The organism is Crossiella sp. NPDC003009 (genome assembly GCF_053591555.1).
On the sequence record NZ_JBSFUA010000015.1, the window covers coordinates 121,331 to 141,176 of the forward strand.

Genomic DNA, 19,846 nt, shown 5'->3' on the forward strand with positions numbered 1-19,846 from the left:
AGAAAAGCTCTCTGTTGTCCGTGAGATGAACGTTATGGACCGCACCACAAACGTTGGCACCTCCGATGGTATTGGTGCCACAGCAGTATTGAAGGCTGGCATTCAGTTTAAAGGAGAACTTTCGGGCGAAAGCCGTGAAAGGGAAAGAACCCCCGGTCGCCGGAGGACGGTGGCGACCAGGGGTTCAGCTGGGCGGACCCGGTTAGCAGGTCTTGCCGATCACCCGTGGCACACAGTCCGCATAGGACAGCATGAGATCCACCGCGCGGTCGTTGCGAGCAGTCTCACGATTGATCACGGTGTCGTTCGGGTAGAAGCCACCGATGCCGGGGCCGCCGCCGTACATCTCGAAGGTGTAGGACCAGATCTTGTGCTGGCCCCACATCCAGTCGGTGATGTCGCCGTCGGTGACGTAGAGGTCGCTGCCCTGCTCCGGCTTGTAGTTGTTGGTCTGGGCCATCTGACGGCCCAGGGTCTGGAAGATCCGGGCCTCCTCGGCGTTGAGGCCGGGCGCGGTGTCGGCCTTGGTGTAGCCGAAGGGCCACAGCACCAGCTCGCCGTAGGTGTGGAAGTCGATGTTCGCGGTGATCTGCTGCTTGCCGCCGACCACCCTGGAGTTGACGAAGTTGCTCAGCGCGCGGGTCTCCGGCGCGGAGAAGGCCGAGGGGCCGCGGTAGGTCTCACTGCTGGGTGAACCGCTGGAACCGCCGCAGCAGCCCCACTTGTAGGACCAGTTGCGGTTGGGGTCGGTGCCCTGGCCCTGCCGGTTCTTCCGCCAGCTGCGGAAGCTGCCGGAGGCGATGTCGTACTCCGCGCCGTCGGGGTTGACGCTGGGGATCACCCAGATCTCCCGCGTGTCCACGAGGTTCTTGACCGCCGGGTTGCTCGCGTAGTTGTCGGTGAGCCGGTTGATGATCTGCAGGCACTGCTCCACGGTGAGGTGCTCGCGGGCATGCTGGTTGCAGTTGAACAGGACCTCGGGCTCGTTCTCGTCGGTGGCCACGTTGTCGCTGATCTTCACCATCCACAGGTCGCGGCCCTCGTGCGACTTGCCGATGCTGCTCACCCTGGCCAGCGCAGGGTGGTCGGTCTGCGCCTTGCGGATGTTCGCGGTCATCTCCGCGAAGTTGTGGTAGCCGGTGTAGCCCGACGGGAAGTCGGTGACGCCGAGATCACCGCTGCCGCCGGGGGTCAGCGCGCGCAGCTGCTCCTCGACGGTGCCCTGTGCGGTGAGGGTGAAGCCCTTGGCGCGCAACAGCTTGGCCTGTTCGGCGCTGGCAGCCACGGTCATCTTGCCGTGCTGGGCGGAGAGCACGTCCACCCCGGTGGCCGCGACCTCGGTGCGCGCGTCGCTGGTGTTCGCGCCGCCGATCTCGTAGACCACGTCACCGGGGGCGGCGGCCTCGGCGGCCGGCGCGCTGACCGAGCCGAGGGGGAGGAGCAGGGCGAGACCGGCGGCCGCGACCGCGGTCGCGACTCTGCGGCGGATCCGCAACATGGTGGCTCCGTTTCTGACAACTACGCAGGGGTGAGTCGAGAGTGGGTGGGGGAAAACGGGTCGGCAACCCCTCGGAAGTAGGGGCTCAGCAGGTGCCGCCGACGATGCGCGGCACGCAGTCGGCGTAGCTGAGGATGAGGTCGACCGCCTTGTCGTTGCGGGTCGTCTCCCGGCCGATCAGCTCATCCGGCGGGTAGAAGCCGTACTGGCCGCCGAACATCTCGAAGGTGAAGCTCCAGATCTTGTGCTGGCCCCACATCCAGTCCCTGATGCCGCCGTCGGTGATGTAGAGGTCGCTGGCCTGCTGCGGCTTGTAGCCGTTGCTGGCCGCCATCTGGGTGCCGAGCTCCTTGAACGCCTTGAGCTCGGCGGCGTTGAGGCCGGGCGCGGTGTCGTCCTTGGTGTAGCCGAACGGCCACATGATCAGCTCGCCGTAGGTGTGCCAGTCGATGTGCGTGGTGATCTGCTGCTTGCCGCCGATGACCCTGGAGTTGACGAAGGCGGAGAGGGCCTTGGTCTCCGGGGCGGAGAAGGCGGCCGTGCCGCGGTAGGTGTCGCTGCTGCCCGACCCGCTGGAACCGCCGCAGCAGCCCCACTTGTAGCCCCAGTTGCGGTTGAGGTCGGTGCCGAAGCTGCCGCCGGCGTTGGGCTGACGGTTCTTGCGCCAGCTGCGGTAGGAGCCGGTGGCGATGTCGTACTCCGAGCCGTCCGGGTTGACGTTGGTGGCGACCCAGATCTCCCTGGTGTCCACGAAGTTCTTCACCGCGGGGTTGGTGGCGTAGTCGTCGGTGAGCCGGTTGATGATGCGCAGGCACATCTCCACGGTCAGGTGCTCGCGGGCGTGCTGGCTACAGGTGAACAGCACCTCGGGCTCGTTCTCGTCCGTGCCCACGTTGTCGCTGATCTTCACCAGTCGCAGGTCCCGGTTCTCGTGGGACTTGCCGATCACGCTCAGCGCCACCAGGTTCGGGTGGTCGGCCCGCGCCTTGGTCAGCTCGGCGCCCTGCTCGGCGTAGTTGTGGTAGCCGGAGTCCGCGGGCGGGAAGTCCATGATCCCGGCGGTGGCACCGGGCTGGGCGCTGGCGGACAACGGGATCAGCCCGCCGAGGGCGAGCGCGGCGCCGAGGGCGGCGGCGAGTCCTCTGCTGAGACGTCGGTGTGACATGTGGCCTCTTCTGTCGCAGGGGTGGGGAACAGGGTTGGGGTACGCCGAATCCGGCCGCCTGCCTCGTCGCAGGGCGGCCGGATCGGCGCGGGCACTACTGGGTCAGCAGGTCTTGCCGATCACGCGCGGCACGCAGTCGGCGTAGCTCAGCATGAGGTCGACCGCCCTGTCGTTGCGGCTGGTCTCCCTGGTGATCACCTCATCGGGTGGGTAGAAACCGCCACCCGCCATCGAGCTCGGGTACAGCTCGAAGGTGTAGGACCAGATCTTGTGCCTGCCCCACATCCAGTCGATGATGCTGCCGTCGGTGATGTAGAGGTCGCTGGACTGCTGCGGCTTGTAGTTGTTCGTCGCGGCCATCTGACGGCCCAGGGTCTGGAAGGTCCTGGCGTCGTCGGCGGTCAGGCCGGGACCGGTGTCCGCGGTGGTGTAGCCGTAGGGCCAGAGCACCAGCTCGGAGTAGGTGTGAAAGTCGATGTTGGCGGTGATCTGCTGCTTGCCGCCGACCACCCGCGAGTTCACGAAGTCCCGCAGCCGCGAGCTCTCCGGCGCGGAGAACGCCGAGGGGCCGCGGTAGGTCTCGCTGCTGGTGCTGCCGCTGGAACCGCCGCAGCAGCCCCAGTTGTAGTCCCAGTTGCGGTTGAGGTCGGTGCCGGGGCCCTGCCGGTTCTTCCGCCAGGAGCGGTAGCGGCCGGTGGCCACGTCGTACTCGGAGCCGTCGGGGTTGACGCTGGGGATCACCCAGATCTCCCGTGAGTCCACAAAGGACTTCAGCGCCGGGTCGGTGGTGTAGCCGTCGGTGAACCGGTTCACGATCCGCAGGCACATCTCCACGGTGAGGTGCTCGCGGGCGTGCTGGTTGCAGTTGAACAGCACCTCCGGCTCGTTCTCGTCCGTGGCCACGTTGTCGCTAATCTTGATCATCCACAGGTCGCGGCCCTCGTGCGACTTGCCGATGCTGCTCAGCTTGGCGATCGAGCCGTGGTCGGCCTCGGCCTTGCGCAGGTTCGCGGTGACCTCGGCGAAGTTGTGGTAGGCCGCGTCGGCCGGTGGGAAGTCGGCGATACCCACATCGCCGTGGGCGTGCCCGTGGTCCCCGTGGCCGCCGGCGGCCCGGAACTCCACCTCGAAGCCCTTGGCGCGCAGCGCGGCGACCTCGGCCTCGGTGGCGCGGACGCTCATCACGTCCCCGTCGGCGCCGAGGACGTCGATGCCGGTCCGGGCCACCGCGCTGCGGAGCTCCGAGGTGCCGACCTTGTGCACCAGGTACACCGACCTGGCCTCGTGCGCGGCCTCGGCGGCCTTGGTGATCTCGGCGGGACTGGGAGTGGTCGCGCTGGTCGTCATCGGGGTCGCCAACACGAGCGCGGCGCAGGCGCCAAGTGCCGTCGCCAGCAGGGTGCGACGTCTGGTCAACATCGTGCCTCCGATCTTTGACGGAGCGTGATGAGACTTCAGCGTCGGGTAGCCGGGTGGTGCGGACAACCCGCCCCTCGGCGGGATTGTTCGCCAGTTTTCCCCGTTGACGAGCTTGCGGAGGGCCGCCGCGCCCGTGATAACGCGCACCACCGCGGCGGGCTCGCGCGCGGACCGATTAGGCTGGGTACCTGCGTAAACCCTCTAGAACGCGAGGAACCCGAATGCTGCGCCGCACCGACCTGCGTGGTCGAGTCCCCTCCGCCGCCGAGCTGCGCGCCACGCTGCCGCGCGCCGAGGTCGACGTGGACGCGGTGCTGCATCAGGTCCGCCCGGTGGTGGAGGCGGTGCGTGCCCAGGGCGTGGCCGCCGCGCTGGAGTACACCGAGCGCTTCGACGGGGTCCGGCCCTCGGCGGTCCGGGTGCCGGTGGCCAAGCTCGGCGAGGCCCTGACCGGGCTGGACCCGGCGGTGCGGGACGCGCTGGAGGAGTCGATCCGGCGGGCCACCCTGGTGCACGCCGACCAGCGGCGGGTGGACAAGACCACCCAGGTGGTGCCCGGCGGCACCGTCACCGAGCGCTGGGTGCCGGTGGCCAGGGTCGGGCTGTACGTGCCCGGCGGGCTGGCCGTCTACCCCTCCAGCGTGGTGATGAACGTGGTGCCCGCCCAGCAGGCCGGGGTGGAGTCGCTGGTGGTGTGCTCGCCGCCGCAGGCGGAGTTCGGCGGGCTGCCGCACCCGGCGATCCTGGCCGCCTGCGAGCTGCTCGGCGTCACCGAGGTGTGGGCCGTCGGCGGCGCCCAGGCGATCGCGCTGGCCGCCTACGGGGGCACCGACACCGACGGGTCCGAGCTGGCCCCGGTGGACCTGATCACCGGACCGGGCAACGTGTACGTGACCGCGGCCAAGCGGCTGCTGCGCGGGCTGGTCGGCATCGACTCCGAGGCGGGGCCGACCGAGATCGCGGTGCTGGCCGACGAGACCGCGGACGCGGTGCACGTGGCCGCGGACCTGATCAGCCAGGCCGAGCACGACACCCTGGCCGCCAGCGTGCTGGTCACCACCTCGGCCGAGCTGGCCGACGCGGTGGACGCCGAGCTGGTCAGGCAGGTCGGGGCGACCAAGCACACCGAGCGGATCCGCACCGCGCTGCACGGGCCGCAGTCCGGCTGCGTGCTGGTGTCCACTGTGGACGACGGCCTGCGCGTGGTGGACGCCTACGCGGCCGAGCACCTGGAGATCCAGACCGCGGACGCGGCGGCGGTGGCGGCGCGGGTGCGCAACGCCGGGGCGATCTTCGTCGGCGCGCACTCGCCGGTCTCCCTCGGCGACTACTGCGCCGGGTCCAACCACGTGCTGCCCACCGGCGGCTGCGCGCGGCACTCCTCCGGGCTGAGCGTGCAGACCTTCCTGCGCGGCATCCACGTCATCGACTACAGCGAGCAGGCCCTGCGCGAGGTGGCCGGCCAGGTGGTCGCGCTGGCCAACGCCGAGGACCTGCCCGCGCACGGCCAGGCCGTCACCGCCCGCTTCGGCGGTGCCTCATGAGCGAGCTGATCGGCGCCGGGGTGCGCCTGGACGAGCTGCCGCTGCGGGAGGACCTGCGCGGCCGCTCGCCCTACGGCGCGCCGCAGCTGGACGTGCCGGTCCGGCTCAACACCAACGAGAGCCCGTACCCGCCGCCGCCCGAGCTGATCGAGGACGTGGCCAGGGCGACCAGGGCCGCGGCCGAGTCGCTGCACCGCTACCCGGACCGGGACGCCGTCGAGCTGCGCACCGCGCTCGCGGCGTACCTGAGCCGGGCCACCGGGGTTGCGCTGGGCACCGCGAACCTGTGGGCCGCCAACGGTTCCAACGAGATCCTGCAGCAGATCCTGCAGGCCTTCGGCGGCCCGGGGCGCACCGCGGTGGGCTTCGAGCCCTCGTACTCGATGCACCCGATCATCGCCGCCGGCACCCGCACCGAGTGGCTGGCCACCCCGCGCCGCGCCGACTTCACCCTGGACGCCGAAGCCGCGGCCGCCACCCTCGCGCAGCGGCAGCCGGACGTGGTGTTCCTGACCAGCCCCAACAATCCCACCGGCGGCTCCATCCCCGCTGACGACCTGCGGCGGCTGATCGAGGCCGCGCCGGGGATCGTGGTGGTGGACGAGGCCTACGCCGAGTTCTCCGCGCGGGAGAGCGCGATCGGGCTGCTCGGCGAGTTCGGCGGCAAGCTCATCGTCTCCCGCACCATGAGCAAGGCCTTCGCCTTCGCCGGTGGCCGCCTCGGCTACCTGGCCGCCGCGCCCGCCGTGGTGGACGCGCTGCTGCTGGTCCGCCTGCCCTACCACCTCTCCGCGCTCACCCAGGCCGCCGCCACCGCCGCGCTGCGGCACGCCGAGGGCACCCTGGCCTCGGTGCACAAGCTCATCGCCGAACGCGAGCGGGTGGTGGAGGCGTTGTCCGGCATGGGGTTCCGGGTGGTGCCCAGCGACGCCAACTTCGTCCTGTTCGGACAGTTCGCCGACGCGCCCGCGGTGTGGAAGTCCTATTTGGACCGTGGCGTGCTGGTCAGGGACGTCGGCATCGCCGGGCACCTGCGGGTGACCATCGGCACGCCGGCGGAGAACGACGCTTTCCTCGCCGCGAGCAAGGAGATCAGTGTGGAGGCCAGCCAGTGAACCGGATCGCCAGGGTCGAGCGGACCACCAAGGAGTCCTCGATCGTCGTCGAGCTGGACCTCGACGGAGCGGGCAAGGTCGACATCGACACCGGTGTGCCCTTCTACGACCACATGCTGCACGCGCTCGGCTCGCACGCCGCCTTCGACCTGACCGTGCGCGCCACCGGTGACACCCACATCGACGCCCACCACACCGTCGAGGACACCGCGATCGTGCTCGGCCAGGCCCTGCGCCAGGCCATCGGCGACGCCGCCGGGGTCCGCCGCTTCGGCGACGCCTGGATCCCGATGGACGAGACCCTGGCGCACGCCGCCATCGACCTGTCCGGGCGGCCGTACTGCGTGCACACCGGCGAACCGGAGCTGCTGGCCGGTTTCACCGTGGGCAACAACTACCCGACCGTGCTGAACCGGCATGTGTTCGAGTCGCTGGCCTTCCACGCCCGGATCGCCTTGCACGTCCGGGTGATCCACGGCCGCGACCCGCACCACATCACCGAAGCCCAGTACAAGGCCATCGCCAGGGCGCTGCGCGCCGCGGTCGAGCCCGACCCGCGGATCTCCGGTATTCCCTCCACGAAGGGCGTGCTGTAACGCGCTTCGGTACCCTGCTGGTCGTTTGCCCGGTGGGGCTGGACTGGAAGGTGTGTCGTGGTCTTCAAGGACTGGGTGTGGCTGATCCTGCTCGCCCTGGCGGGTTTCCTGCTGGGCGGGGTGTACGTGACCTGGAAGACCTCCCGCATGTTCGCGTTCGTACTGCTCGCGGGCGCGGTGCTGGCCGGGATCGGCGCGGTCACCTGGATGATGTAGTGGTGACCGCGCCCGCGCTGGTCAGGCCGGGACGATGGGCTCCTGGAGCTCGGTGACCCAGTCCTGCTGGTCCTGGTCCGGGCCGGCCACCAGGTAGTACTCGCGGTGCGGCCCCGCCGTGCGGTAGCCGTTGGCCTCGACCCAGGTGGCCAGGGTCTGGAACGAGCCGCCGACCTCCATCATCGGGCCGTGGTGCACCAGGGTCGCCGCCTGCGGCACCTCGGGCAGGTCGACGATGGCGAAGTCCTGGCCCGCGGCGGGTTCGGCGTTCACCGGCACCCCGGCGTGGATGGTGATCGGGCCGTCCTCGCCTTCGGGCAGCTCGTAGTAGGCGATGGTCGGGCCGACCGGGGTCACCCCGGCGCGGCCGAGGTTCTCGAACAGGCGGTCGTACAGGGGGCCGATCACCGGGCTGATGCTGCCGGGGGCGAAGTCGGCCGCGGTGCCGGTCAGCTCGGCGATCCGGACCGCGGGCAGGCTCTTGACGACGATGTCGGTGCTGGGCATGTGACCCTCGCTTTCGATGATGCGGAGCCTCGCCTCGACGAAGTTCAGCCGCTGCCGTTCCGCGCTGATGCTCGCCGCCAGTTCCGCCTGCCGCAGCCGCAGCATGCCGCGCAGCTCCTCGGCGTTCACCCGTTCGTCCACAATGGACTGAACTTGGTCGAGGGTGAAGCCGAGCTCCTTCAACGCGATCACCCGGTTCAGCCGGGCGAGCTGGGCGGCTCGGTAGTAGCGGTAACCGGTGGCGGCGTCCACCCGGTCGGGCCGCAGCAGCCCGATCCGGTCGTAGTGGCGCAGCATGCGGACCGACACGCGGCCGTGTCTGGCGAAGTCTCCGATACTCAACATGGCGAGCACCGTTGTAGGACCTGACACCGTGTCAGGGTCAACGCCCGCCCTCCACCTTCGGCTTCAACCGCGGCGAGCCGGGGCCGTAGGCGGCCATCGCGTCGTCGGCGTTGTGCAGGAAACAGGAGCGCAGGGACAGGCAGCCGCAGCCGATGCAGCCGGTCAGCCGGTCCCGCAGCAGCTGCAGCGCCTCGATCCGGGCGTTGAGCTCCTCCCGCCAGGAGCTGGACAGCCTGGCCCAGTCGGCCTTGGTCGGGTTCCGCCCCTCCGGCAGGGTGGCCAGCGCGGACTGGATCTCCTCCAGGGACAGGCCGACGCGCTGCGCGGCCCGGATGAACGCCAGCCGCCGTAGCACCGAACGGTGGTATCGCCGCTGGTTGCCCGCGCTCCGCTCGGAGAAGACCAGCTTTTTCTCCTCGTAGAAGCGCAGGGCGGTGTGGGGTACTCCGCTGCGGTCGGCGACCTCGCCGATCGACAGCCATTGCGACAGGGCTTCCATGAACGCTTGACCTCCAGTTTGGTCGAGGTTACATGCTCTGAGCCATGACAGCGAAGGAATTGACCACACCGCGGGCCTTCGCCGACCTGCCCGCGCTGATCGCCAGGATGACCGGCGACGAGAAGCACAGCGCCGCCGCGAACTCGACCATGGACGTGCTGTGGGTGCTCTACGACCGCGTCCTCAACGTCTCCCCCGACCGCCTCGACGACCCTGACCGGGACCGGTTCTACCTGTCCAAGGGGCACGGACCGATGGCCTTCTACGCGGTGCTGGCCGCCAAGGGCTTCCTCGACGAGTCCCTCCTGGACACCTGGACCCGGTTCGACTCGCCGCTGGGCCAGCACCCGGACCGGGCGCTGGTGCCCGGCGCCGAGATCAGCAGCGGCTCCCTCGGCCACGGCCTGCCGCTGGCCGTGGGCACCGCGCTCGGCCTGCGCGCCCAGGGCCGCACCGACGCGCGGGTGGTGGTGCTGGTCGGCGACGCCGAGCTGGACGAGGGCAGCAACCACGAGGCCGTCGCGCTGGCCGGACGGCTCGGCCTGGACTCGCTGACCGTGGTCGCGGTCAACAACTTCTCCGGCACGCACGGCTGGCCGGGCGGCATCGCGGACCGGTTCACCGTGGAGGGCTGGGCTGGTCGTCGGGTCGACGGCCGCAACCACGAGGACCTGTACGAGGCGTTCACCACCCCGCACCCCGGCCGCCCCTTGGTGGTCGAGGCCCTGATCGGACTGGAGGGTTCGGAATGACCAGCACCATCACTACCGCCACCACCATGCGGGAAGTGTTCGCCGGCACCGTGACCGCGGCCATGGACGCCGATCCGCGCATCGCGGTCGTGCTGGCCGAGATCTCCAAGGACGCCTTCGCACCCGCGGCCGCGCGGCACCCGGACCGGGTGATCAACGTGGGCATCCGGGAGCAGCTGATGGTCAGCGTCGGCGGCGGGCTGGCCCTGGCCGGGCTGCGGCCGGTGGTGCACACCTACGGCCCGTTCCTGGTGGAGCGGCCGTTCGAGCAGATCAAGCTGGACCTCGGCCACCAGGACGTGGGCGCGGTGCTGGTCAGCATCGGCGGCTCCTACGACGACCCGGTGTGGGGCCGCACCCACCAGGTGCCCGGCGACGTCGCGCTGTTCGACACCCTGCCCGGCTGGACCGTGCACAGCCCGGGCCACCCGGCCGAGGTGCCCGCGCTGCTCACCCCCGCGCTGGCCGGGGACGACCGGGTCTACCTGCGGCTGTCCACCAGGACCAACGCCGAGCCGTACGCGAACGGGCCCGGCTTCACCACGTTGCGCCAGGGCCGCCGGGGCGTGGTCATCGCCGTCGGCACCACCGCCGACGCGGTGCTCGCCGCCACCGAGGGCCAGGACGTGACCGTGCTGTACGCGGCCACCGTCCGCCCCTTCGACGGCGAGGGCCTGCGCGCCGCGATCGAGCGGGTCGACCGGCCGGACGTGATCCTGGTCGAGCCGTACCTGCGCGGCACCTCGGCGTTGCCGGTCACCGACGCGCTGCGCCGCCAGCCGCACCGGCTGCTGCCGCTGGGCGTGAGCCGGGACACCGAGGTCAGGTCGTACGGCACTGCGGAGGAGCACGACGTGCTGCACGGGCTGGACGCCGGCGGTATCGCGAAGGCCGTCCGTGAGTTCCTTGGCTAGGCTGTGCCGGTGACCAGCGTCGTTGTACTGGACTACGGATTCGGCAACATCCGCTCCGCCGAACGCGCCCTGCGCCGGGTCGGCGCCCAGGTCGAGGTGACCGCGGACCCGAAGGCGGCCGAGGCCGCCGACGGGCTCGTGGTGCCCGGCGTCGGCGCGTTCGCGGCCTGCATGGACGGGCTGCGGAAGGTCCATGGCGAGAAGGTCATCGGCCAGCGGCTGGCCGGCGGGCGGCCGGTGCTGGGCATCTGCGTCGGCCTGCAGATCCTGTTCGAGAAGGGCGTCGAGCACGGCATCGAGGCGCAGGGCTGCGGGGAGTGGCCGGGCACGGTGGAGCGGCTCAACGCGCCGGTGCTGCCGCACATGGGCTGGAACACCGTCCGCGCCCCCGAGGCCAGCACCCTGTTCGCCGGGCTGGCGGCGGAGGACCGGTTCTACTTCGTGCACTCCTACGGTGTGCGCGAGTGGACCCTGGCCCCCGAGCCGCCGCTGCCCGCGCCGCTGGTGACCTGGGCGCACCACGGCGAGGACTTCGTGGCGGCGGTGGAGAACGGGCCTTTGTCGGCCACCCAGTTCCACCCGGAGAAGTCCGGGGACGCGGGGGCGCACCTGCTGGAGAACTGGCTGAAGTCCGTCGTTTAGGCTTGGCGGGTGACGTTTACGCTGCTCCCGGCCGTTGATGTGGCCGAAGGCAAGGCTGTCCGCCTGGTTCAGGGTGAGGCCGGCACCGAGACCTCCTACGGTGACCCGTGGGAGGCCGCGCTGGCCTGGCAGGACGGCGGCGCCGAGTGGATCCATCTGGTCGACCTGGACGCGGCCTTCGGCCGGGGCAGCAACCGCGAGCTGCTGGCCGGGGTGGTCGGGCGCCTGGACGTCAAGGTGGAGCTCTCCGGCGGCATCCGCGACGACGACTCGCTCAAGGCGGCGCTGGCCACCGGCTGCGCCAGGGTCAACCTGGGCACCGCCGCGCTGGAGGACCCGGCCTGGTGCGCCCGCGCGATCGCCGAGCACGGCGAGAAGATCGCGGTCGGCCTGGACGTGCGGATCACCGAGGCCGGGCACCGGGTGGCCGCCCGCGGCTGGACCACCGACGGCGGCGACCTGTGGGAGGTGCTGGCCAGGCTGGACCGGGACGGCTGCCCGCGCTACGTGGTCACCGATGTGAGCAAGGACGGCACCCTCAAGGGCCCCAACCTGGACCTGCTGCGCGAGGTCTGCGCCCGCACCGACGCCCCGGTGATCGCCTCCGGCGGCGTGTCCAGCGTCGCCGACCTGGTCGCGCTGGCCGAGCTCGGGCCGCTGGGCGTGGAGGGCTCGATCGTGGGCAAGGCGCTCTACGCGGGCGCGTTCACCCTGCCCGAGGCGCTGGCCGCGGTCCGCTAGTCGAGCTTGATCCGGATGCCGATCGTGCGACCGGCATCCGGCTTGGCCCGCAGCGTGGTCAGGCGGCCGAGCAGGCCGTACTTCTTGTTGATCATCCGGACCACCTCGGCGGTGCCCTCGGCGTCGGTCAGCGTCGCGGTCGCGGGCACCGCCGGTCCGGTCTGCTTGCCGCGCACCGTGCACGGCGCCACCCGCACCGTGCCGTCCCGCCGCAACCGCTTGACCTTGCCCGCCTCCGCGTTCGACCAGGCGTAGAGCACCTCGCCGTCGGCGACCACCCAGACCGGGGTGTCCACCGGGGTGCCGTCGCGGCGGAAGGTGGTGAGCAACAGGTACTTGGCCGACCTCAGATCGCTGGTCACGGGCCTCAGCCTAGGCTGTCAGCATGTCCGTCGCTGTTCGTGTGATCCCCTGCCTCGACGTGGATCGGGGCCGGGTGGTCAAGGGTGTCAACTTCACCAACCTCGTCGACGCCGGCGACCCCGTGGCGCTGGCCACCGCCTACGACGCCGAGCATGCCGACGAGCTCACCTTTCTGGACGTGACCGCCTCCTCCAGCAACCGGGAGACCACCTACGACGTGGTCCGCCGCACCGCGGAGCAGGTGTTCATCCCGCTCACCGTCGGCGGCGGGGTGCGCAGTGTGGAGGACGTGGACAAGCTGCTGCGCGCGGGCGCGGACAAGGTCAGCTTCAACACCGCCGCCATCGCCCGGCCGGAGCTGCTGCGCGAGGCCGCCGAGCGGTTCGGCGCGCAGTGCGTGGTGCTGTCGGTGGACGCCCGCCGGGTGCCCGAGGGCGGTCAGCCCACGCCGTCGGGGTTCGAGGTGACCACGCACGGTGGGCGCACCGGCACCGGGATCGACGCGATCGAGTGGTCCGCACGCGGGCAAGAGCTCGGCGTTGGCGAGGTGCTGCTCAACTCGATGGACGCCGACGGCACCAAGGCCGGGTTCGACCTGGAGCTGATCAAGGCGGTGCGCAAGGTGATCGACGTGCCGCTGATCGCCAGCGGTGGGGCCGGTGCGGTGGAACACTTCCCGCCCGCGGTGCAGGCCGGGGCGGACGCGGTGCTGGCGGCCAGCGTGTTCCACTTCGGACAGTTGCGGATCAGCGAGGTCAAGGACGCGCTGCGGGCGGCGGGGGTGACGGTCCGATGAGCCCGCTCGACCCGGCGCTGGCCGCCCGGCTCAAGCGCAACGCCGACGGCCTGGTGTGCGCGGTCGCCCAGCAGCGCGGCACCGGCGAGGTGTTGATGGTCGCCTGGATGGACGACGAGGCCCTGCACCGCACGCTCACCACCCGCAAGGCCACCTACTACTCCCGCAGCAGGCAGTCCTACTGGGTCAAGGGCGAGACCTCCGGCCACACCCAGCACGTGCACGAGGTCCGCCTGGACTGCGACGGGGACACGCTACTGCTGGTGGTCGACCAGGTCGGCGCGGCCTGCCACACGGGGGAGCGAACCTGTTTCGACGCGGACGTGCTCCTGCACATGGAGGACTGAGCGCGGCGGGCGGGACCGTGGCCCCGCCCGCCGCCCGGTTCACGCCGCCAGTTCCCTTGCCCTGGCGGGCTTCGGACCGGCTGGGTTGCCCCACCACCGGGCGCCCGCCGGGAGCTGTTCGCCCTTCATCACGAAGGCGTCCGCCTCCACCACCGCACTGTCCCCAATGGACACTCCATAGTGGACGAATCCGCCGGTGCTGACCGTGCAGCCCGAACCCAGCACGATGTGGTCGGACTTGAAGGTGCCGTCCTCCAGGGAGTGGCCCTGGATGGTGCTGCCCAGGTTGAGGACCGTGTCGTCGCCGAGGGTCACCAGGCTTTTCTCCGGTGCCGCGCAGCCGTCGTCGTAGAGGCGTTTGCCCACCTTGGCGCCCAGCAGTCGCCAGATGAGGCCCTTGAAGGCGGTGCCGTTGATGAGGCGGTAATAGGTGCCGGGGGAGAGTTTCCAGAAGCGTTCGTGTTGCCAGAACTGGGGTTGGTAGATCGAGCACAGGCGGGGGCGTAACCGGCGGAAGCCCAGGCTGGCTCGTTCGATGAGGATGAAGTAGGTGACGCTGAAGGCCACGGCGGTCACCGAGGCGATGGCCAGTGCCAGTTCGCCGAAGACCGGGCGGAGTTCGACGCCGAGCACACCGAGCAGGCTGACCAGGACGAAGTGGCACCACACTGTCAGCAGGTACAGGGCCATGGTGAGCAGGTTGTGGCGGTTCTTGCGGGGGAGGCGGCGGTTCAGTTCCTCCTCGGTGCGCAGGTGGTCGAACTGGCGGTCGCGGTCGACCGAACGCGGGATCTCGAACGGCGGGGAGCCGAGCAGGCCGGTGTTCTCGCGGACCGGGCCGTCCACCGGGACCAGGACCTTGGTGGCCAGCAGGCAGTTGTCGCCGGTGCGGCTGCGCCAAGGGTAGAAGATCACGTTGCCCAGGAAGTTGTGTTCGCCGAGGGTGGCGCGGGCCGTGGTGAACGAGCTGCTGGAGAACTCGGCGTTCATGGTGGACAGGCCGTCGGAGACCATGGTGCCGCGGCCGATCGTGGTCAGGTACGGCGACTCGTGTTTCTGCATGACGCCGAAGTTCGAGCCGGACTGGATCACCCGGCCCAGGTCGTAGCCCAGGGCGCGCAGGTAGGTCGTGATGTAGGAGCTGTCGCCGAAGAGGGTGTGGTAGAAGCGCAGGTTGGTCAGGCGGGACACGGTGCGCTGCAAGGAATAGCGGAGTCCGTACAGCGGGTAGACCGTGCCGGGCTTGATCATGCGGTGCAGCAGGCGGGGGAGGGTGGTCACCAGCAGCAGCCCGGCCAGCGCGCCGCCGAAGAACACCGCGGAGGCGGTGCCCAGGTGACCGAGCAGGAACGCGGTGCTGCCCAGCGGCGCGTCGGTGGAGGGCAGCAGCGCGGGCAGCCACAGGTCCAGCACCAGCAGGGTCAGCGGGAGGGTCAGCGCCAGCATGCTCAGCAGCTGGGCCAGGCCGTAGAGCGTGCGGCGGACGCGGCCGCAGCGGGCAGGCGCGACCGCGAGGTAGTCCACTGTGGACGGTTCGGCCGGGGAGCCGTGCCAGTGCTCGTCGTCGGGGATCGACTGGCCGGTGTGCAGGGAGGAAGCGTGGCCGAGCTGGGCGCGGTCGCCCATGGTGGAGCCGATGTCCAGCACGGTGCCCTCGCTGACCACCGCGTCCGCGCCGATGGTCACCGGGCCGGTCTCGATCATGCCCGCGCGGGCCCGGTGGCAGGTGAAGAAGGAGTCCTTGCGGATCACCGTGCCCTCGCCGACGGTGAGCAGGTCGGGGCAGGCCGGCACGTTGCGGGAGAAGACCGCCACCCGCCTGCCGATCCGGGCGCCGAGCAGCCGCAGGTACAGCGAGTACACCGGCGAACCGGCGAAGAGCACCAGCGGGTTGGCCCGCAGCAACGTCTTCACCACCCAGAACCGCAGATAACCCAGGCCCCACAACGGGAACTCACCCGGCCGGTAGCGTCCGGCCAGCACCCACTTCGCCACGATCGGCAGCAGGCTCAGGGCCAGGAAACCGCCGCCGGTGACCGCCACCGCGCGCAGGTAGGTCTCGGCCAGGGTCCCGCCCTCGGCGACCACGTCCAGGCCGGTGCTCAGCACCAGCGCGTTCAGGTAGGTGTAGGCCAGGAAGAACAGCAGCTGGGCGAAGCCGCACAGCGCGTGCCGCAGCGAGCTGCCCTTGGGCGCGGTCACCGGCTCCGGTGCGGCGGCCGGGGTGGGGCCGGCGGCGTCCAGGAGTGCGGCCAGCGCGGACACGGTGGGGTGCAGGTAGACCTCGCGCATGGACACCGCGGCCAGTTCGGGCAGGCGGCCGCGGAAGCGGGCCAGCAGCAGCGAGTCCGCGCCCAGGTCGTCGAAGAAGTGGTGTGTCGTCGAGACCTTCTCCACTCGCAGCACCTCGGCGAGGGTGTCGGCGAGCAGCTCTTCGGTGGGCGTGGCCGGAGCCACGTGCTCGCCGGTGGCGGCCAGTGCGCGCGGGCCGCTGGGCGGCGGCAGGTTGCGGCGGTCGGCCTTGTCGCTGGCGGTCATCGGGATGGTGTCCAGCTGTTCCAGGTAGGCCGGGACCATGTAGGCGGGCAGGCGGTCGCGCAGGTGCGCCCGGACCGCTTGCTGGTCCACGGTTTCCGCGTCGGCGCGCGGGCGGTAGTAGCCCACCAGCTCCACCACGCCGGGTTCCGGCCGGTAGGTGTCCACCACCGCCTGGGCCACCCCGGGCGCCCGTGCCAGCACCGACTCGATCTCGGCCAGCTCGATCCGGTAGCCGCGGATCTTGACCTGGGTGTCGATCCGCCCGTGGTACTCGATCTCGCCGTTGGCGTTGATCCGGCCCAGGTCCCCGGTCCGGTAGATCCGGCCGGACGGGTTGCCCGGCAGGCCGAGGAAGTCCGGGATGAACGCCCGCGCGGTCAGCTCCGGCCGGTTCAGGTAGCAGCGGGCGAGGCCGATCCCGGCGATGCCGATCTCACCCGCCTCGCCCTGCGGCAGCGCGCGCGGCTGCTCCGGGTCCAGGATCACCACCGAGTAGGTCGGCAGCGGCACGCCCAGGGTCACCGGGCGCTCCGGGTGCACCACCGACCAGGTCGCGGTGACCGTCGCCTCGGTGGGTCCATACACGTTGAGGAACCGGCGGCCCGGCCGGTGCCAGCGCTCGATCAGCTCCGACGGGCAGGCCTCGCCGGAGACCAGCAGGAACCGCAGCCCCGGCAGGTCTTCGTCCACTGTGGACAGCAGGGTGGGCACGCAGCACAGCGCGGTCACCGAGCGGCCGTGCAGGAACCGCCACAGCTCCGCGCCGAGCAGGCTGCCACCTGCCGGTTTGGGCACCAGGGTCGCGCCGGCCAGCCAGGGCACCCAGATCTCCTCCACCGAGAAGTCGAAGGCCAGCGTCATGCCCTGGTACACCCGGTCCGCCGGGGTCAGCCCGTACAGCCCGGCGGCCACCCGGACGAAGTTGCAGATGCTGGCGTGCTCGATGGCCACTCCCTTGGGCCACCCGGTGGTGCCCGAGGTGTAGATCAGGTAGCAGAGGTCGTCCACCGGGTCGCCGCGCTCGGCCGGGCTCAGCCGCGCGCCGTCCTCCCCGGCCAGGTCCAGCTCATCGACGCAGACCACCTCGACACCGTCCACATCGGACAGTAGGTCGTGGGTGGTGGACAGCGTGAGCGCCCAGGTCGCCCCGGCGTCGGCCAGGATGAAGGCCAGCCGGTCGGCCGGGAAGGCCACGTCCAGCGGCACGTAGGCGGCCCCGAGCTTGAGCACCGCGAGCATCCCGGCGTAGGCGGGTAGCGGCCGGTCCACCAGCAGCGCGATCCGCTCGCCCGGTCCCGCGCCCAGCGCGCGCAGGCGGCGGGCCAGCCGGTTGGCCTGGGTGTCCAGCTCGTCGTAGGTCAGCGTGGTCTCGCCGGTGTCCACCGCGAGCTGCCCGGCCCGGCCGGACTGGCGCAGCCGGTCGCACTGCTGCTCGAACAGCAGCTCCAGCCGTTCCCCCGGCTGCCAGCGCGGTTCCCCCGGGTGCGCGGAGCCGATCAGCGCCGGTTCGGTCAGCATGCCGGGCCCCGGCTGGGTAAAGCACGCAGGATCGCCCCGAGCAGGATGTCCGCGGCGATGTCGATGACCTCGGCGGTCACGTTCAGCGGCGGCAGCAGCCGCAGCACCGCGTCCGCCCGGCCGCCCAGCTCGATGATCAGCCCCTCGCGCAGCGCGTCCGCCTGTGCCGCCGCGGCCTCCGCACTGGCCGGGCGCCCGGTGACCGGATCGGCCAGCTCGACGCCCCACATCAGGCCCCGGCCGCGCACCTCGCGCACCCACGGATGACCGTCCAGTTCGGACAGCCGGGCCGCCAGCTGCCGCCCGCGCGCCCGCACGTTGCCGAGTACGTCGTCCCTGCGCACGATCCGCACCGCCGCCGTGCCCGCGGCGAAGGCCAGCTGGTTGCCGCGGAAGGTGCCGGTGTGCGCGCCCGGCTGCCAGACGTCCAGCCGCCGGTCGTAGATGATCAGCGACACCGGCGCGCCCACCCCGCTGAGCGCCTTGGACGCGATGATCACATCCGGCTCGATGCCGTACTGCTCGAAGGCGAACCAGGTCCCGGTGCGCCCGCAGCCGGTCTGCACCTCGTCCACCACCAGCGGCACGTCCAGCTCGCGGGTCAGCGCGCGCACCCGGTGCACGAACTCCGGCGTGGCCGGCACCACCCCGCCCTCGCCCTGCACCAGCTCCAGCAGCACCGCGGCCGGTCGCGGGATGCCGCCGTTGTGGTCCAGCAGCGCGCGTTCCAGGTATCCGGCGCAGTTGGTCTCGCAGGTGACCGGGGACAGGCCCAGCGGGCAGCGCGAGCAGTAGGAGTAGGGGAAGAAGTGCACCTCGGGCATGCCGCCGGGCACCGGGGCCTTCTGCGCCACGTCGCCGGAGAGCGCCATCGCCGCGTGGCTGCACCCGTGGTAGCCGCCCTGGAAGGAGACCACCTGGGCGCGGCCGGTCGCGGTCTTGCACAGCTTGATCGCGGCCTCCACCGCGTTGGCCCCGGTCGGGCCGCAGAAGTGCGTCTTCATCCGCTCGCGCAGGTCAGGCGGCAGCATGGACAGCTGGGCGGTGAGGAACTCGTCCTTGGCCGGGGTGGGGAAGTCCAGCCCGTGGGTGAGCCGCCCGGCCTGCTCGGTCATCGCGGCCACCAGCTCGGGGTGGTTGTGCCCGAGGGAGAGCACCCCGGCCCCGGCCAGGAAGTCCAGGAAGACGTTGCCGTCGGCGTCGCGCACGAAGCTGCCGTGCCCCTCGACCGGGGCGATCGGCAGCCTGCGCGGGTAGGTCCGCGCGTTGGACTCCCGCTGGCGCTGGCGGGCCAGCAGGTCGGCCGAGCGCGGGCCGGGCAGCTCACCGCGCACCAGTGGTCCGGTGGCGAGGTGGAGGTCGGTCAGGCCGGTGCTGGTCACGATGTCTCCTTGGGTCCACTGCGGGCGCGCCCCCAACTGGCGGCGCGGATGGGGCCGGAACAGCTGAAAACCCGGCTGCCCGGCAGGTCGAGGACCAGCTCGGCGGGCAGCGGCCTGCCGTGCAGCAGCACGCCGCGCACCGAGGCCGGGGCCGGGCGCAGCGCGCTCAGCTGCGCGCCGGTGCCGCAGAACACGGTCACCCGCGCCGAGGCGAGCAGTCCGGGCAGGTCGCCCTCGGCGGGCGCCACCACGGTGGCTCCGGCCACGAAGCACGGCCACAGCTCGTGCAGGTGGAACTCCTGGCTGATCGGGGTGCCCTGGAAGACCCGGTCCCCGGCCAGCACGCCCAGCCCCGGCGCGGCCACCCGGACGAAGGTGAGCACGTCCTGGTGGGTGAAGGCGTGTGTGGCCGGGATCCCGGCCAGGCCGCGCGGGCGGCACAGGTAGCAGGGCGCGGCGGGGTCCAGATCCGCCGAGGGGCTGTGCGCCGGGCCGGTCGCGGGCAGCTCGACCAGCGGCGCGTCCGCCGCCGCGCCCGGCTCACTGACCAGGGCGGACAGCCGGAGACCGGTGGCCGGGCAGTCCTGCGGCAGCGGCAGGTAGGCCGCGCCGGCCTTGAGCACGCCCAGCAGCGCCACGTACTCGGCCACCCGATCGGGCAGCCGGATGCCCACCGGGTCACCCCGGCCGATGCCCCGTCCGCGCAGCCGGTGCGCCAGCCGGTTGGCCGCGCGGTCCAGCTCCCGGTAGGTCAGCGTGACCGGGCCGCACACCACCGCCGGGGTGTCCGGAATTCGAAGAGCGGTTCGCTCGAAATACTGTGAAAGTGTACGCGCGCGCGGCGCGTCAGCCTGCTTTGTCGCATTCATGACCCTACCGATGGCAAGTGAACTGAAACGGAAACGGAATAGGCGCCACCGGCCGGCGAATAGGCCGACCGGTGGCGGTA

19 protein-coding genes are annotated in these 19,846 nt (G+C 71.3%); 10 read left to right on the forward strand and 9 right to left on the reverse strand.

From position 1 onward, the window contains the following. Positions 1–202: 202 nt before the first annotated feature. From ACWDY5_RS18790 to ACWDY5_RS18800, 3 genes are all read right to left on the reverse strand, one after another. Positions 203–1,498 carry a M14 family metallopeptidase gene (locus tag ACWDY5_RS18790; RefSeq protein WP_449723450.1) on the reverse strand — a complete coding sequence of 432 codons (1,296 nt, stop codon included), beginning with the start codon at positions 1,496–1,498 and terminating at the stop codon, positions 203–205. 85 nt (positions 1,499–1,583) lie between these two features. Continuing rightward, the gene (locus ACWDY5_RS18795) at positions 1,584–2,663 is read right to left on the reverse strand and encodes a M14 family metallopeptidase (protein ID WP_449723451.1); all 1,080 of its coding nucleotides are present in this window, start codon (positions 2,661–2,663) and stop codon (positions 1,584–1,586) included. A gap of 102 nt (positions 2,664–2,765) precedes the next feature. Further along, positions 2,766–4,082, reverse strand: a complete 1,317-nt coding sequence (locus ACWDY5_RS18800) for a M14 family metallopeptidase (protein WP_449723452.1) — start codon at positions 4,080–4,082, stop codon at positions 2,766–2,768. A 221-nt stretch (positions 4,083–4,303) separates the two neighbouring features. Here ACWDY5_RS18800 and hisD point away from each other — a divergent pair, with 221 nt between their 5' ends. The 4 genes from hisD to ACWDY5_RS18820 are packed head-to-tail and all read left to right on the forward strand — an operon-like array spanning position 4,304 to position 7,553. Beyond that, complete coding sequence (hisD, locus tag ACWDY5_RS18805) at positions 4,304–5,626, forward strand: histidinol dehydrogenase (protein WP_449723453.1); 1,323 nt, start codon at positions 4,304–4,306, stop codon at positions 5,624–5,626. Continuing rightward, positions 5,623–6,741, forward strand: coding sequence for a histidinol-phosphate transaminase (locus ACWDY5_RS18810; protein WP_449723454.1), 1,119 nt, complete (start codon positions 5,623–5,625; stop codon positions 6,739–6,741). Before hisD ends, ACWDY5_RS18810 begins: the two co-directional genes overlap by 4 nt. Next, positions 6,738–7,337 (forward strand): imidazoleglycerol-phosphate dehydratase HisB, encoded by a 600-nt coding sequence (gene hisB / locus ACWDY5_RS18815; protein ID WP_449723455.1) that lies wholly within the window; start codon positions 6,738–6,740, stop codon positions 7,335–7,337. The genes ACWDY5_RS18810 and hisB overlap by 4 nt, the downstream gene beginning before the upstream one ends. Before the next feature lie 57 nt (positions 7,338–7,394). Beyond that, complete coding sequence (locus tag ACWDY5_RS18820) at positions 7,395–7,553, forward strand: hypothetical protein (RefSeq protein ID WP_449723456.1); 159 nt, start codon at positions 7,395–7,397, stop codon at positions 7,551–7,553. A 21-nt stretch (positions 7,554–7,574) separates the two neighbouring features. Here ACWDY5_RS18820 and ACWDY5_RS18825 read toward each other — a convergent pair whose 3' ends face one another. Together ACWDY5_RS18825 and soxR are read right to left on the reverse strand one after the other, a co-directional pair. Continuing rightward, on the reverse strand, positions 7,575–8,405 hold the full coding sequence (locus tag ACWDY5_RS18825; protein ID WP_449723457.1) for a MerR family transcriptional regulator: 831 nt from the start codon (positions 8,403–8,405) through the stop codon (positions 7,575–7,577). 37 nt (positions 8,406–8,442) lie between these two features. Then, positions 8,443–8,904, reverse strand: a complete 462-nt coding sequence (soxR, locus tag ACWDY5_RS18830) for a redox-sensitive transcriptional activator SoxR (protein ID WP_252480854.1) — start codon at positions 8,902–8,904, stop codon at positions 8,443–8,445. A 44-nt stretch (positions 8,905–8,948) separates the two neighbouring features. On the opposite strand from soxR, the gene ACWDY5_RS18835 reads away from it, so the two are divergent. Genes ACWDY5_RS18835 through priA form a run of 4 tightly spaced genes read left to right on the forward strand, consistent with a single transcriptional unit; the run spans position 8,949 to position 11,953 of the window. After that, on the forward strand, positions 8,949–9,656 hold the full coding sequence (locus ACWDY5_RS18835; protein ID WP_449723458.1) for a thiamine pyrophosphate-dependent enzyme: 708 nt from the start codon (positions 8,949–8,951) through the stop codon (positions 9,654–9,656). Then, positions 9,653–10,570: a transketolase family protein gene (locus ACWDY5_RS18840; RefSeq protein WP_449723459.1), complete on the forward strand. Its 918-nt coding sequence runs from the start codon at positions 9,653–9,655 to the stop codon at positions 10,568–10,570. The genes ACWDY5_RS18835 and ACWDY5_RS18840 overlap by 4 nt, the downstream gene beginning before the upstream one ends. A 9-nt stretch (positions 10,571–10,579) precedes the next feature. Then, the gene (hisH, locus tag ACWDY5_RS18845; RefSeq protein WP_449723460.1) at positions 10,580–11,212 is read left to right on the forward strand and encodes an imidazole glycerol phosphate synthase subunit HisH; all 633 of its coding nucleotides are present in this window, start codon (positions 10,580–10,582) and stop codon (positions 11,210–11,212) included. Between the two features lie 9 nt (positions 11,213–11,221). After that, positions 11,222–11,953, forward strand: coding sequence for a bifunctional 1-(5-phosphoribosyl)-5-((5-phosphoribosylamino)methylideneamino)imidazole-4-carboxamide isomerase/phosphoribosylanthranilate isomerase PriA (priA, locus tag ACWDY5_RS18850; RefSeq protein WP_449723461.1), 732 nt, complete (start codon positions 11,222–11,224; stop codon positions 11,951–11,953). On the opposite strand, the gene ACWDY5_RS18855 is transcribed toward priA, so the two are convergent. Beyond that, entirely contained in the window at positions 11,950–12,315 is a 366-nt protein-coding gene (locus tag ACWDY5_RS18855) for a PPOX class F420-dependent oxidoreductase (protein ID WP_449723462.1), read from the reverse strand. The two genes, priA and ACWDY5_RS18855, sit on opposite strands and share 4 nt — an antisense overlap. Before the next feature lie 23 nt (positions 12,316–12,338). On the opposite strand from ACWDY5_RS18855, the gene hisF reads away from it, so the two are divergent. Next, positions 12,339–13,112: an imidazole glycerol phosphate synthase subunit HisF gene (gene hisF / locus ACWDY5_RS18860; protein ID WP_449723463.1), complete on the forward strand. Its 774-nt coding sequence runs from the start codon at positions 12,339–12,341 to the stop codon at positions 13,110–13,112. Further along, positions 13,109–13,459: a phosphoribosyl-AMP cyclohydrolase gene (gene hisI, locus ACWDY5_RS18865; protein WP_449723464.1), complete on the forward strand. Its 351-nt coding sequence runs from the start codon at positions 13,109–13,111 to the stop codon at positions 13,457–13,459. Before hisF ends, hisI begins: the two co-directional genes overlap by 4 nt. Positions 13,460–13,498: 39 nt before the next feature. Here the strand turns inward: hisI and ACWDY5_RS18870 are convergent, their stop codons facing one another. From ACWDY5_RS18870 to ACWDY5_RS18880, 3 genes are read right to left on the reverse strand one after another with little or no spacing between them, the layout of a single operon-like run. Next, complete coding sequence (locus tag ACWDY5_RS18870) at positions 13,499–17,515, reverse strand: Pls/PosA family non-ribosomal peptide synthetase (RefSeq protein ID WP_449723465.1); 4,017 nt, start codon at positions 17,513–17,515, stop codon at positions 13,499–13,501. Further along, positions 17,509–18,897 (reverse strand): aspartate aminotransferase family protein, encoded by a 1,389-nt coding sequence (locus ACWDY5_RS18875; RefSeq protein ID WP_449723466.1) that lies wholly within the window; start codon positions 18,895–18,897, stop codon positions 17,509–17,511. Before ACWDY5_RS18875 ends, ACWDY5_RS18870 begins: the two co-directional genes overlap by 7 nt. Next, positions 18,894–19,766 (reverse strand): AMP-binding protein, encoded by an 873-nt coding sequence (locus ACWDY5_RS18880; protein WP_449723467.1) that lies wholly within the window; start codon positions 19,764–19,766, stop codon positions 18,894–18,896. The genes ACWDY5_RS18875 and ACWDY5_RS18880 overlap by 4 nt, the downstream gene beginning before the upstream one ends. Between the last annotated feature and the right edge of the window lie 80 nt (positions 19,767–19,846).

Excerpts from the sequence above, each read along its gene's own strand:
- ACWDY5_RS18790 (WP_449723450.1), bottom strand. The coding sequence starts at position 1,498 with ATGTTGCGGATCCGCCGCAGAGTCGCGACCGCGGTCGCGGCCGCCGGT.
- ACWDY5_RS18795 (WP_449723451.1), bottom strand. The coding sequence starts at position 2,663 with ATGTCACACCGACGTCTCAGCAGAGGACTCGCCGCCGCCCTCGGCGCC.
- ACWDY5_RS18800 (WP_449723452.1), bottom strand. The coding sequence starts at position 4,082 with ATGTTGACCAGACGTCGCACCCTGCTGGCGACGGCACTTGGCGCCTGC.
- hisD (WP_449723453.1), top strand. The coding sequence starts at position 4,304 with ATGCTGCGCCGCACCGACCTGCGTGGTCGAGTCCCCTCCGCCGCCGAG.
- ACWDY5_RS18810 (WP_449723454.1), top strand. The coding sequence starts at position 5,623 with ATGAGCGAGCTGATCGGCGCCGGGGTGCGCCTGGACGAGCTGCCGCTG.
- ACWDY5_RS18825 (WP_449723457.1), bottom strand. The coding sequence starts at position 8,405 with ATGTTGAGTATCGGAGACTTCGCCAGACACGGCCGCGTGTCGGTCCGC.
- soxR (WP_252480854.1), bottom strand. The coding sequence starts at position 8,904 with ATGGAAGCCCTGTCGCAATGGCTGTCGATCGGCGAGGTCGCCGACCGC.
- ACWDY5_RS18835 (WP_449723458.1), top strand. The coding sequence starts at position 8,949 with ATGACAGCGAAGGAATTGACCACACCGCGGGCCTTCGCCGACCTGCCC.
- ACWDY5_RS18840 (WP_449723459.1), top strand. The coding sequence starts at position 9,653 with ATGACCAGCACCATCACTACCGCCACCACCATGCGGGAAGTGTTCGCC.
- hisF (WP_449723463.1), top strand. The coding sequence starts at position 12,339 with ATGTCCGTCGCTGTTCGTGTGATCCCCTGCCTCGACGTGGATCGGGGC.
- hisI (WP_449723464.1), top strand. The coding sequence starts at position 13,109 with ATGAGCCCGCTCGACCCGGCGCTGGCCGCCCGGCTCAAGCGCAACGCC.
- ACWDY5_RS18870 (WP_449723465.1), bottom strand. The coding sequence starts at position 17,515 with ATGCTGACCGAACCGGCGCTGATCGGCTCCGCGCACCCGGGGGAACCG.
- ACWDY5_RS18880 (WP_449723467.1), bottom strand. The coding sequence starts at position 19,766 with ATGAATGCGACAAAGCAGGCTGACGCGCCGCGCGCGCGTACACTTTCA.